At 70.1% G+C, this 12,767-nt stretch carries 12 protein-coding genes; all 12 read right to left on the minus strand.

The window, feature by feature from the left end; translation table 11 throughout:
• Window positions 1-125: 125 nt before the first annotated feature.
• Window positions 126-2,672, minus strand: coding sequence for a RelA/SpoT family protein (locus tag ACWDVB_RS27430; RefSeq protein WP_451517352.1), 2,547 nt, complete (start codon window positions 2,670-2,672; stop codon window positions 126-128).
• Between the two features lie 282 nt (window positions 2,673-2,954).
• Window positions 2,955-3,503, minus strand: coding sequence for an adenine phosphoribosyltransferase (locus tag ACWDVB_RS27435; protein ID WP_451517351.1), 549 nt, complete (start codon window positions 3,501-3,503; stop codon window positions 2,955-2,957).
• Window positions 3,500-4,624, minus strand: coding sequence for a protein translocase subunit SecF (gene secF / locus ACWDVB_RS27440; RefSeq protein WP_451517350.1), 1,125 nt, complete (start codon window positions 4,622-4,624; stop codon window positions 3,500-3,502). The genes ACWDVB_RS27435 and secF overlap by 4 nt, the downstream gene beginning before the upstream one ends.
• Window position 4,625: 1 nt before the next feature.
• Entirely contained in the window at window positions 4,626-6,422 is a 1,797-nt protein-coding gene (gene secD / locus ACWDVB_RS27445; protein ID WP_451517349.1) for a protein translocase subunit SecD, read from the minus strand.
• Between the two features lie 165 nt (window positions 6,423-6,587).
• Window positions 6,588-7,061: a preprotein translocase subunit YajC gene (gene yajC / locus ACWDVB_RS27450; protein ID WP_451517348.1), complete on the minus strand. Its 474-nt coding sequence runs from the start codon at window positions 7,059-7,061 to the stop codon at window positions 6,588-6,590.
• A 197-nt stretch (window positions 7,062-7,258) separates the two neighbouring features.
• Window positions 7,259-8,332, minus strand: a complete 1,074-nt coding sequence (ruvB, locus tag ACWDVB_RS27455) for a Holliday junction branch migration DNA helicase RuvB (RefSeq protein ID WP_451517347.1) — start codon at window positions 8,330-8,332, stop codon at window positions 7,259-7,261.
• A gap of 54 nt (window positions 8,333-8,386) precedes the next feature.
• Window positions 8,387-8,998 carry a Holliday junction branch migration protein RuvA gene (ruvA, locus tag ACWDVB_RS27460; protein ID WP_451517346.1) on the minus strand — a complete coding sequence of 204 codons (612 nt, stop codon included), beginning with the start codon at window positions 8,996-8,998 and terminating at the stop codon, window positions 8,387-8,389.
• Window positions 8,995-9,570 carry a crossover junction endodeoxyribonuclease RuvC gene (gene ruvC / locus ACWDVB_RS27465; protein WP_451517357.1) on the minus strand — a complete coding sequence of 192 codons (576 nt, stop codon included), beginning with the start codon at window positions 9,568-9,570 and terminating at the stop codon, window positions 8,995-8,997. Before ruvC ends, ruvA begins: the two co-directional genes overlap by 4 nt.
• Window positions 9,571-9,702: 132 nt before the next feature.
• Entirely contained in the window at window positions 9,703-10,461 is a 759-nt protein-coding gene (locus tag ACWDVB_RS27470) for a YebC/PmpR family DNA-binding transcriptional regulator (protein WP_451517345.1), read from the minus strand.
• A 102-nt stretch (window positions 10,462-10,563) separates the two neighbouring features.
• Window positions 10,564-11,148, minus strand: a complete 585-nt coding sequence (gene pdxT / locus ACWDVB_RS27475; protein WP_451517344.1) for a pyridoxal 5'-phosphate synthase glutaminase subunit PdxT — start codon at window positions 11,146-11,148, stop codon at window positions 10,564-10,566.
• Entirely contained in the window at window positions 11,148-12,062 is a 915-nt protein-coding gene (pdxS, locus tag ACWDVB_RS27480) for a pyridoxal 5'-phosphate synthase lyase subunit PdxS (RefSeq protein WP_451517343.1), read from the minus strand. Before pdxS ends, pdxT begins: the two co-directional genes overlap by 1 nt.
• 150 nt (window positions 12,063-12,212) lie before the next feature.
• Window positions 12,213-12,758, minus strand: coding sequence for a hypothetical protein (locus ACWDVB_RS27485; RefSeq protein WP_451517342.1), 546 nt, complete (start codon window positions 12,756-12,758; stop codon window positions 12,213-12,215).
• Window positions 12,759-12,767: the final 9 nt, after the last annotated feature.

Raw genomic sequence — 12,767 nt, forward strand, 5'->3', positions numbered from 1 at the left:
CACGTCCTCGCCGACGCCGACGTGACCGCGCTGATCTGCGCGGACCGCGCCTGGGAGACGTATCTGCGCGACACGGCGGCGGACTCGCCGGTGCGCGCCGGGGGCGGACCCATGTGTGACAGGAGTCAGGGTCTGCGCGCCGACGTCACCCGGTACACGTCGTATACGCCTTCCACGCCCCTGACTGCCTTGAGCACATGCCCCAGGTGCTTGGGGTCACCCATCTCGAAGGTGAAGCGGGACGTGGCGACGCGGTCGCGCGAGGTCTGCACGGCCGCCGACAGGATGTTCACATGCTGGTCCGAGAGGATGCGTGTGACGTCGGAGAGCAGGCGGGAGCGGTCGAGGGCCTCCACCTGGATGGCGACCAGGAAGACGGAGGACTGGGTGGGCGCCCACTCGACCTCCAGGATCCGCTCGGGCTCGCGTGAGAGCGAGTCGACGTTCACGCAGTCGCTGCGGTGCACCGATACACCGCTGCCGCGCGTGACGAAGCCGATGATGGGGTCGCCGGGGACGGGCGTACAGCAGCGGGCCAGCTTGACCCACACGTCCTCGACGCCCTTGACGACGACGCCCGGGTCGGTGCTGGAGCGGCGCTTGCTGCGTCCGCGTGAGGGCGGCGCGCTCTCGGCGATGTCCTCGTTGGCGGCCTCTTCGCCGCCGAGGGCCTGGACGAGCTTCTGCACGACGGACTGCGCGGTGACATGTCCCTCACCGATCGCCGCGTACAGCGACGAGATGTCGGGGTAGCGCATCTCGTGGGCGAGCGTGACCAGGGAGTCGCCGGTCAGGATCCGCTGGATGGGCAGGTTCTGCTTGCGCATGGCGCGCGCGATGGCGTCCTTGCCCTGCTCGATGGCCTCGTCGCGGCGCTCCTTGGAGAACCACCCGCGGATCTTGTTGCGCGCCCGCGGCGACTTGACGAAGCCCAGCCAGTCGCGGGACGGGCCGGCGCCGGCGGCCTTGGAGGTGAAGACCTCCACCAGGTCGCCGTTGTCCAGGGTCGATTCGAGCGGTACGAGGCGGCCGTTGACCCGCGCCCCTATGGTGCGGTGGCCGACCTCGGTGTGCACCGCGTACGAGAAGTCGACGGGGGTGGCGCCCGCCGGAAGCGCTATGACGTCGCCCTTCGGCGTGAACACGAAGACCTCGTTGCGCGACAGGTCGAAGCGCAGCGATTCGAGGAACTCGCTGGGGTCCTCGGTCTCCTTCTGCCAGTCCAGGAGCTGGCGCAGCCACGCCATGTCGTTGAGGTGGTCGTCCTTGCCGGTCTTCCTGGGTACGTCCGTACGCACCTTCGAGGCGCCGGCGACGGCCTCCTGCTTGTACTTCCAGTGCGCGGCGATGCCGTACTCGGCGCGGCGGTGCATGTCGAACGTACGGATCTGGAGTTCGACGGGCTTGCCGTTGGGTCCGATGACCGTCGTGTGCAACGACTGGTACATGTTGAACTTCGGCATCGCGATGTAGTCCTTGAACCGGCCGGGGACCGGGTTCCATCGCGCGTGGACCGTGCCGAGCGCCGCGTAGCAGTCGCGGACCGTGTCGACGAGGACACGGATCCCCACCAGGTCGTAGATCTCCGCGAAGTCGCGACCGCGGACGATCATCTTCTGGTAGACGCTGTAGTAGTGCTTCGGGCGTCCGGTGACGGTGGCCTTGATACGGGCGGACCGGAGGTCGGCCTGGACCTCGTCGGTCACTATGGCGAGGTACTCGTCGCGCTTGGGGGCACGCTCGGCGACCAGCCGCACGATCTCGTCGTACATCTTGGGGTAGAGGATCGCGAAGGCGAGGTCCTCCAGCTCCCACTTGATGGTGTTCATGCCCAGGCGGTGGGCGAGCGGCGCGTAGATCTCCAGGGTCTCGCGGGCCTTCTTCTCCTGCTTCTCGCGCTTGAGATACCGCATCGTGCGCATGTTGTGCAGGCGGTCGGCGAGCTTGATGACCAGGACGCGGGGGTCCTTGGCCATGGCGACGACCATCTTGCGCACGGTCTCGGCCTGCGCGGCCTCGCCGAACTTGACCTTGTCGAGCTTGGTGACGCCGTCGACGAGCAGGGCGACCTGGTCGCCGAAGTCCCGCTTGAGGGTGTCCAGGCCGTACTCGGTGTCCTCGACGGTGTCGTGCAGCAGCCCGGCCATCAGGGTGGCCGGGTCCATGCCGAGCTCGGCGAGGATGGTCGTCACGGCGAGCGGGTGCGTGATGTACGGGTCGCCGCTCTTGCGCTTCTGGCCGCGGTGCCAGCGCTCGGCGACCTGGTAGGCCCGCTCGATCTGGCGGAGCGTCGACGTCTCGATCTTGGCGTCGTTGCTGCGCACTATCCGCAGCAGGGGCTCCAGGACCGGGTTGTACGGGTTCGACCGCTGGACGCCGAGCCGGGCGAGACGGGCCCGCACGCGGTTGGAGGAGCCGTAGCGCGCGGGCTGGCCGGTGGCGGGGCGGATCGCGGGAGCCGTCGGGTGGTGGTCCGCGGGCGGCTGCGGGCGGGGCTGCTCGGCCGGTTTGTCGCCCCGGGAGACCTCTGACTGGGCGCGCTGCGCGGACGTGCCGCCCTGCGTGCCCTCCGCCTTCTTCGCGGGCACTGCGGGCGCGCCGGAGCCCGCCGAGGCCTCCTTGCCCGTCTGGGCGGCCTTGGCGGCGGTGAGTGGCTGGGACTCGTCTGGCAAGAGCGCTCCCTGTGCGCGATCGGGGTCCCCCGGACAGGCCCCGAAGAACCCATGGTATCGATCCTGGGCCCTCGGCTGCTCTTCGGCCGGTGAGACAGCTCTGTACTGGAGAAACACGTGGGACGAAGCGACGATTCCCCTTACGGCCGCCGTCCGGGGCCGTCCTGGGCCGGGACAGGGCCGGGACAGGGCCGGGACAGGACCGGGACAGGACCGGCCGGGAACGGCGGCGGGCGCCCCGGCCGGTGCCGGGACGCCCGTCGTCCTGTCCTGCGCGCCGTCTCAGACGGTGATCAGCGCCTCGAGCGCGGCCCCGTCGAGGGCCTGCTCAAGTCGCCGCCGTCCGCCGAGGAACGCCAGCTCCATGAGGACGGCGACCCCGGCCACCTCGGCGCCCGAGCGCCGGATCAGCTCCAGCGAGGCCCCGGCGGTGCCGCCGGTGGCGAGGACGTCGTCGATGACCATGACCCGGTCGCCCGCCTCCAGGTCCTCGGCGTGCACCTCGATCTCGGCGCTGCCGTACTCCAGGTCGTAGCTCTGCCTGAGCGTCGCGCCGGGGAGCTTGCCCGCCTTGCGTACGGGGATGAAGCCGAGCCCGGCGCGGAGCGCGACGGGGGCGCCCAGGATGAAACCGCGTGCCTCCAGGCCGACGATCTTCGTGGCGCCGTGGCGCACGCTGAGGTCGGCCAGTGTCTCCGTGAGCGCCGCGAACGCGGCCGGGTCGGCCAGGAGCGGGGTGATGTCCTTGAACATTACGCCCGGCACCGGGTAGTCCGGGACGTCACGGATGCGGCTGAGCAGCAGCTCCGTGACGTCTGCCGACTCGGTCATCGGCGCTTCCCCGACGGACGGCCCCGGCCGCGGCTGCGCGAGGCGGGCTGGGCCCGCGGGCCCACGACGGCCGGTGCGGTGTCGTCGGGGACGCCGTCCTGCGGCTCGTCGTCGTCCTCAAACTCCGGCGCCTCCGCCGACTCCCCCTTGGCCGCGGCCGCCGCGCGCTTGGCGAACACCCGCTTCTTGAGGGCCTTCAGCTGCGGCTCGCGCTCCTTGAAGTCGGCGACGAGCGGCGTGGCGATGAAGATCGAGGAGTACGCGCCGGCCGCGAGGCCGACGAAGAGCGACAGCGAGATGTCGTTGAGCATGCCGGCGCCGAGGACACCGCCACCGATGAACAGCAGGCCCGCCACCGGGAGCAGCGCGACGACCGTGGTGTTGATGGAGCGCACCAGGGTGCCGTTGATGCTGCGGTTGGCGATCTCGCTGTAGGTGAACCGGGTCTGCTTGGTGATGTCCTTCGACTGCTCCTTCAAGCTGTCGAAGACCACCACCGTGTCGTAGAGCGAGTAACCGAGAATGGTCAGCAGACCGATCACCGTGCCGGGTGTGACCTCGAAGCCGACCAGCGCGTACACACCCACGGTGATCGTGATGTCGTGGATCAGCGCGATCAGTGCCGCGAGGGCCATGCGCCATTCGAAGGCGATGGCCAGGTAGATCACCACGAGGACCATGAAGATCGCCAGGCCCTGCCAGGCCTTGGCGGCGATCTGCTCGCCCCAGCTGGGGCCGACCAGGTCGGCGCCGATGTCGTCGGCCTTGACGTCGAGGTCCTCGGCCAGCGCCTTCTTGATCTGGTCGGACTTGTCGATGTCCACGCCGGCGATCTGGATGCGCATGGCGTTGTCGCCCAGCTTCTGGACGATCGCGTCATGGCCCGAGGCCTTCTCCGCGGCCTCCTCGGCCTGCGCGACCGAGACGCTCGTCTTCGGGGTGTTGAAGACGGCGCCGCCCTCGAACTCGATGCCCATGTTCAGGCCGCGCACCGCCAGGCCCACGATGGCCGTGATGGTGATCAGTATCGAGACGGCGTACCAGATCTTGCGCTTGCCGACGAAGTCGTAGCCGACCTCGCCGCGGTAGAGCCGGGCGCCGAGATTACCGAGCTTCGACACCTCAGGCCTCCTTCGGGTCGACGGGGCCGGCGGATGCACCGGGGGCACGGCGGGTCCGGCGGATCGGGGGCTTGATCCCGAGCCGCTTCGGGTCGAAGCCGGACCACTTGTGGCCGCCCGCGAAGAACTTCTTGCGTGCCATCAGCGTCATCAGCGGCTTGGTGAAGAAGAACACCACGACGACGTCGAGCAGCGTGGTCAGACCGAGCGTGAACGCGAAGCCCTGCACCTTGCCGACCGTCACGACGAAGAGCACGGCGGCGGCGAGGAACGACACGAAGTCGGAGACCAGGATGGTGCGCCGGGCACGCGGCCAGGCCCGCTCGACGGCGGGGCGCAGCGTGCGTCCCTCGCGTACCTCGTCGCGGACGCGTTCGAAGAAGACGATGAACGAGTCCGCTGTGATGCCGATGGCGACGATGGCGCCGCAGACCGCGGGCAGATTCAGCGCGAAGTTGATGGTCGGGCCGAGCAGCGTCATGATCGTGTACGTCAGCGCCGCGGAGACCAGGAGGCTCGCGATGGCGATGAGCGACAGGCCGCGGTAGTACACCACCAGGTAGATGACGACCAGCGCGAGGCCGATGGCGCCCGCGATCAGGCCCGCCTCCAGCTGCTCGCCGCCGAGGGCCGGGCTGACCGTGGTGACGCTCTGCTCGTGGAAGGTGAGCGGCAGGGCGCCGTACGACAGGATGTTCGCGAGGTCCTTGGCGGAGTCCTGGTTGAAGCTGCCGGAGATCTCGGCGTTGGTGGTCAGGGTCGTGTTGACGCTGGGGGCCGAGACGACCTCGCGGTCCAGGACGATCGCGAACTGGTTCTGCGGGGGCTGCTGCGTCGAGAGCTTGCTCGTGACCTTCCCGAACTTCTTTCCGCCGCCCTTGGTGAAGTCCATGTTGACGACCCAGGCACCGTTCTGCTGGTTGATCGTCGCCTGGGCCTTGTCGACGTCCTTGCCGTTGACCTCGGCCGGGGCAAGGATGAACTTGTCCCACGTCTTGCCGTCGGGGCTCTTGCCACAGGCGATGGTCGGCTCGGACGGCTTGACGCCCTTGCCGGCCTCGGCGCGGGCCTTCTTGTCCGTGCAGTCCAGCTTGGCGAACTGCTCCTGGAGCTTGGCCGTGGCCGGGTCGGTGGACGGCGTGGGCGAGGGCTTCTCGTCGTTCTTCTTGTCGTCCTTGGCGTCGCCCGAAGGAGTCGGGTCGGCCTTCAGGGCGTCGCTGACGGCGCGGCCCTGGGGGGTCGCGGTGGCGGTCGGGGAGGTGGCCTTGTCGGTGGGCTTGTCCGTCGCCTTGTCGGTGGCCTTGTCGGTGACCTTGTCCTTGTCCTTCTCCTTGTCCTTCTCCTTGTCCGTTCCGGATGAGGAGCTCGGGGACGGCTCGGGAGCCGGGCCGCTGGGGGCCTGAGTGATCACCGGACGGAAGTAGAGCTGAGCGGTCGTGCCGACCTGCTCGCGCGCCTGCTTCTCGTCCGTCCCCTTGGGGATGTTGACGATGATGTTGCGATCGCCCTGGGTCTGGACCTCGGCCTCGGAGACACCCAGGCCGTTGACACGGTTGTTGATGATGTCAACGGCCGTGTTCATGTTGGTCGGGTTGATCGCGTTCGCCTGGCCCGGCTCGTTCCTCGCCTCGAGCGTGATGCTCGTACCACCCGCGAGGTCGATGCCCAGGCGCGGTGTGGTGTGTCCGGAAAGGAACATTCCCCCGGTCAGCGCCACGAGGGCGATCAGGATGAAGGCCAGTGCGCGACCCGGCTTGCCCGGCGCGCTCTGCCTTCGGCCCTTCTTCGGTGCTGCCACCTTCTCGTTCTCCCTGTCCAACCGCCCGGCGTCCGGTCCGGCCCCGAACCGTGCGGGGAGGAACCGGGCGGGCGGCCATGAAGTGGTGTCGAGATTCGGCGCGAAATGCACGTGGTCCGGGGCCCGTGGTGCGCGAGCGGCGCACCCCACGGGCCCCGGTCGTGACTACTTCGCGTCGGACTCGCCGTCGGTCTTCTTCGGCTTCGCGTCGTCGGCGGTGCCGGCCTCGTCGGCCGCGTCCTTCTTGCCGAGGTCGATGCGCGAGTCGTCGGAGGCGTCGGCGGCGGGCTCGTCGGTCTCGGTCAGGGAGGAGGCGTCGTCCGGAACGACGGGGGCGTCCTCGTTCAGGTTGTCCTCGGTGCCGTGCACGATGCGGTTGTACTCGTCGTCGGCCAGGACCGCGCCGATCGAGTTCTTCGCGTAAACCGCGTGGACACCGGGGGCCACCTCAAGGAGGACGGCGTCGTCGTGGACCTCCTTGACGGTGGCGTACATGCCGCCGATCGTGCGGATGCCGGTGCCGGGCTGCATGTCGTTACGCATCTGCGCGGCGGCCTGCTGCTTCTTCTTGGCAGACCGGGTCATCAGGAACATGGCCCCGATGAGCACGATGAACGGGAGGAGGGTCACGATATTCACGGGACGGAGTTTCCTTCGCACGACCGCGCGGGTAAGCGGCCTGATGGATGGGGGTGGGCACGCCGCCCGCAAAGGCGGCGTCGGCGGAGTCTAAGCGAGTCCGCGCCTAAGGAACAACGCTCAGCATGGCACCGCAGTTCCTGACGGGTCGACTATCCGCGCCGTTGTCCTTCGGCCGCGGCGCCGTCCCGCCGATATCACGTCCCGAACAGGTCCTGCTGTCCCTTTCCGCCCGTCTGCCGCGGGGGCACCAGGCCGAGGTGCGCCCATGCGGCGGGCGTCGCGACGCGGCCCCGCGGGGTGCGGGCGAGCAGGCCCTCCCGCACCAGGAAGGGCTCCGCCACCTCCTCGACCGTCTCGCGCTCCTCCCCCACGGCGACCGCGAGGGTCGACAGGCCGACGGGGCCGCCGCCGAACAGCTTGAGCAGGGCTTCCAGGACCGCGCGGTCGAGGCGGTCCAGGCCGCGTCCGTCGACCTCGTACACCGCGAGGGCCGCGCACGCGATGTCGCGGTCGATCACGCCGTCGGCCTTGACCTGGGCGTAGTCCCGCACGCGGCGCAGCAGACGGTTGGCGATGCGGGGCGTGCCGCGCGAGCGGCCCGCGATCTCGGCGGCGCCGGCCGGGTCGATCTCCACGTCGAGCAGCTGGGCGGAGCGGTGGATGACCCGCTCCAGCTCCGCGGGTTCGTAGAACTCCATGTGCGCGGTGAAGCCGAACCGGTCGCGCAGCGGTGGCGGCAGCAGGCCCGCGCGCGTGGTGGCGCCGACCATGGTGAAGGGCGGCAGTTCGAGCGGGATGGCGGTGGCGCCGGGGCCCTTGCCGACGATGACGTCGACGCGGAAGTCCTCCATCGCCATGTAGAGCATCTCCTCGGCGGGCCGCGACATGCGGTGGATCTCGTCGAGGAAGAGGACCTCGCCCTCCTGGAGGGAGGAGAGGATCGCGGCGAGGTCGCCCGCGTGCTGGATGGCGGGGCCGCTGGTGATGCGGATCGGGGCGCCCATCTCGGCGGCGATGATCATCGAGAGGGTCGTCTTGCCGAGGCCGGGGGCTCCGGAGAGCAGGACGTGGTCGGCGGTGGCCCCACGCGCGCGGGCCGCCCGCAGGACGAGGTCGAGCTGCTCGCGGACCTTCTCCTGGCCGATGAACTCGCCCAGGTCCTTGGGGCGCAGGGCGGCCTCGACGGCCTGGTCCTCGCCGTCGGCCGACGCACCGACGAGCCGCTCGGCCGCCCCGGCGGTGTCGTCGGTCGTGTCGTCCCAGTTCATGCGGTGTGCCTCGCGATGCGGTTCAAGGGGGCCGGCGGATGCGTACGGGAGTGGCTAGCGGGTGCGGTTCAGGGTCTGGAGCGCGGCCTTGAGGAGTCGGCCGACCTGCGGCGTGCCCTCGGTGGCCTCGGCCTGCGGGGTGACGGCGGCGACGGCCTCGTCGGCCTCGCGTGTGGCGTACCCGAGGCCGATGAGCGCGGCGTGCAGCTGGTCGCGCCAGCCGGAGGTGACCGCCGTGCCGATGGCCGGGCCGCCGGTGCCGAGCGGCTCGCCGAGGCGGTCCTTGTACTCCAGGAGCAGTTTCTGGGCGCCCTTCTTGCCGATGCCGGGCACGGCGGTCAGCGCCTTCTCGTCGCCGGTGGCGACCGCGCGGCGCAGGGCGTCGGGGCTGTGCACGGCGAGCATGGCCTGGGCCAGGCGGGGGCCGACGCCGCTCGCGGTCTGCAGCAGCTCGAAGGTCTGGCGCTCGTCGTCGTCCGCGAAGCCGTACAGGGTCAGGGAGTCCTCTCGTACGACCAGAGAGGTGGCGAGCTTGGCCTGCTGGCCGACGCGGAGCGTGGAGAGGGTGTTGGGCGCGCACTGGACGGTCATGCCGATGCCGCCGACCTCGACCACCGCGGCATCGGGGGCGAGGGCGGCGACGGGGCCGCTCACGAAGGCGATCATGCGGTACGGCCTTTCTGGGCTGTGGGGGTTCTCGACGTGTGCGGGGCCGCGGCTTGCTGGAGGCGGTTTCGCGCGACGGCCTGCTGGAGACGGTTCTGCGCGGGGGCGCGCCAGATGTGGCAGATGGCCAGGGCCAGGGCGTCCGCGGCGTCGGCGGGCTTGGGTGGTGCGTCGAGCCGCAGGAGGCGAGTGACCATGGCGCCCACCTGGGCCTTGTCGGCGCGGCCGCTGCCGGTGACGGCGGCCTTGACCTCGCTGGGGGTGTGCAGGGCGACGGGGATGCCGCGGCGCGAGGCGCAGAGCATGGCGACGGCGCTGGCCTGGGCGGTGCCCATGACCGTGCGGACGTTGTGCTGGCTGAACACCCGCTCCACGGCGAGGACTTCGGGGCTGTACTCGTCGAGCCACCGCTCGATGCCCTGCTCGATGGCGACGAGGCGGTGGCCCAACTCCGCGTCGGCGGGCGTGCGTACGACCCCGACGGCGCGCATGGTCAGGGGGCGACCGGCGACTCCGTCGACGACCCCCACACCGCACCGGGTCAGCCCCGGGTCCACGCCCAGCACCCGCACGACAGCCCCCACTTCTCCGCTCACCTGTTTGTGCAGGCTATCGGCTCGCACTGACAACGCGACGGGCCGGCGGGGAGCGTGTCCCTGCCGGCCCGTCGGTGAAGCGCGTCACTCCGTCGGCGAAGGCGCGGCTCAGGCGTCCACCTGGGCCATGACCTCGTCGGAGACGTCGAAGTTGGCGAAGACGTTCTGCACGTCGTCGCTGTCCTCCAGGGCGTCGATCAGCTTGAAGATCTTCCGGGCGCCGTCTTCGTCCAGCTCGACCTGCATGGTCGGGACGAAGTTGGCGTCGGCCGAGTCGTATTCGATGCCGGCCTCCTGGAGCGCGGTGCGGACCGCGACCATGTCGGTGGCCTCGCTGAGCACCTCGAAGCTTTCGCCGAGGTCGTTGACCTCTTCGGCACCGGCGTCCAGGACCGCGCCGAGCACGTCGTCCTCGCTCAGCCCGCCCTCACCCTTGGGGACGATGACGACGCCCTTGCGGTTGAAGAGGTACGAGACGGAGCCCGGGTCGGCCATCGAGCCGCCGTTGCGCGTCATAGCGACGCGTACGTCGGACGCGGCGCGGTTGCGGTTGTCGGTGAGGCACTCGATGAGCACCGCGACGCCGTTCGGGCCGTAACCCTCGTACATGATCGTCTCGTACTCGGCGCCGCCGGCTTCGAGACCGGCGCCGCGCTTGACCGCGGAGTCGATGTTCTTGTTGGGGACCGAGCTCTTCTTGGCCTTCTGGATGGCGTCGAAGAGGGTCGGGTTACCGGACACGTCGGCGCCGCCCGTGCGGGCCGCGACCTCGATGTTCTTGATCATTTTCGCGAAGAGCTTGCCGCGCTTGGCGTCGATCACGGCCTTCTTGTGCTTCGTCGTAGCCCATTTAGAGTGGCCGGACATCTGCCTGTCTCCTTCGCGTTACCCAACAACCAGTAAGAACTCTCCCAGACCTTAAGGCCCCGGGGGGATCCCGGGAGATCCTACTAGGATCCCGCGCGCGGGTTACCCCCGTGCCATCTCCACGAAGAGCGCGTGGATCCGGTGGTCGCCCGTCAGCTCGGGGTGGAACGACGTGGCGAGCGCGTTGCCCTGGCGCACGGCGACGATGTGACCCTCGTGCTCGGCGAGCACCTCGACCTCGGCGCCGATCGACTCCACCCAGGGAGCGCGGATGAAGACGCCCTCGACGGGGGCGCCCTCGACGCCCTTGACGTCGACGGCCGCCTCGAACGACTCGTTCTGCCGTCCGAACGCGTTGCGCCGCACGATCATGTCGATGCCGCCCACCGTCTCCTGGCCCGAGCGCGGGTCGAGGATCTTGTCGGCGAGCATGATCATGCCCGCGCAGCTGCCGTAGACCGGCAGACCGTCCCGCACGCGCGCGCGGAGGGGCTCCATCAGGCCGAAGAGGGTGGCCAGCTTGGAGATGGTGGTGGACTCGCCGCCGGGGATGACCAGGCCGTCGACCTCGGCGAGCTCCTCGGGGCGCCGGACCGGCCTGGCCAGGGCGTCCGCCGAGGCCAGGGCGATCAGGTGCTCCCGTACGTCCCCCTGAAGGGCGAGGACGCCCACTACGGGAGTGGTCATTACCAGCCTCGGTTCGCGTAGCGCTCGGTCTCGGGCAGGGTGTCGCAGTTGATGCCGACCATGGCCTCACCGAGGTTGCGGGAGGCGTCCGCGATGATCTTCGGGTCGTCGTAGAAGGTGGTGGCCTTCACGATGGCGGCGGCGCGCTTGGCCGGGTCGCCGGACTTGAAGATGCCGGAGCCGACGAAGACGCCCTCGGCGCCGAGCTGGCGCATCAGGGCGGCGTCGGCCGGGGTGGCGACGCCACCGGCGGAGAAGAGCACGACCGGCAGCTTGCCCAGCTCGGCGGTCTCCTTGACCAGCTCGTAGGGGGCGCGGAGATCCTTGGCGGCGGCGTACAGCTCGTTGTTGTCGTAGCCGCGCAGCCTGGCTATCTCGTTCTTGATCTGGCGCAGGTGGCGGACGGCCTCCACGACGTTGCCGGTGCCGGCCTCGCCCTTGGAGCGGATCATGGCCGCGCCCTCGGCGATGCGGCGCAGGGCCTCGCCCAGGTTGGTGGCGCCGCACACGAACGGGGTCGTGAAGGCGAACTTGTCGCTGTGGTTGACCTCGTCGGCCGGGGTGAGGACCTCGGACTCGTCGATGTAGTCGACACCGAGGGACTGCAGGACCTGGGCCTCGACGAAGTGGCCGATGCGGGACTTGGCCATGACCGGGATCGAGACGGCCTCGATGATCTCTTCGATCATGTTCGGGTCGGACATCCGGGCCACGCCGCCGTCCTTGCGGATGTCGGCGGGCACCCGCTCCAGCGCCATGACGGCGACGGCGCCGGCGTCCTCGGCGATCTTCGCCTGCTCGGCGTTGACGACGTCCATGATCACGCCGCCCTTGAGCTGCTCGGCCATGCCGCGCTTCACGCGGGCGGTGCCGGTCTCGGGCGTCGGGTTGCTGATGGAGGGGGTGCTGGACACGGAGTTGACCTCACTCGCTGAAGAGGATTACTACAGCTCCCAGGAAACGCCCGGCGACCAGGCCACAGCAAGGGCCAATGGATGACCGGTGGCTCATTTTTCCCGGACGCCCCTGGTCAACGCCGTACGAAGTGCGGGTCGGCGCCCCCGCTACCCCGTGGCCCGGTCGGCCAGCGCCACCGGCGGCTCGTCGTCCATCTCGAACGCCATCGGGAACGGCGCGTGCCCCGCGAGGCGGAACCAGCGGACCTTGCGGTGCCTGCGCAGGGCGCGGGCGGCGCGTACGGAGTCGTTGTGGAAGCGCCGGGCCATCGGCACCCGGCGTACGGCCGCGGCCAGCTCGGTCGCCGCCTCGTCCCCGCCCGGGGCCTCGCGCACCGCCTCGACCTGCTGGATCTCGCCGAAGATCGCCCGCAGCGCCTGGCTCAGCTCGCTCTCGGCGACCTCGCGCTGCTCCTCCTCCGCCTGCCGGGCCGCGTGCGCCGCCTCGTAGAGCACGATCGAGGCGGCGGGATCGAGCACTCCGGAGGTGGCCAGCTCCTGGGCGACCGAGGCGCGGCGCAGCAGCTGCGCGTCGAGGGCGGCGCGGGCGGCGTCGATCCGCGCGTGCAGCCGGTCGAGCCGCCCCGCGGTCCAGCTCAGGTAGAGGCCTACCGCGAAGAGGACTACCGCGATCCAGATCAAAGTGGAGGTCACGGGCCCAAA

This window comes from Streptomyces sp. NPDC003379 (assembly GCF_053589195.1).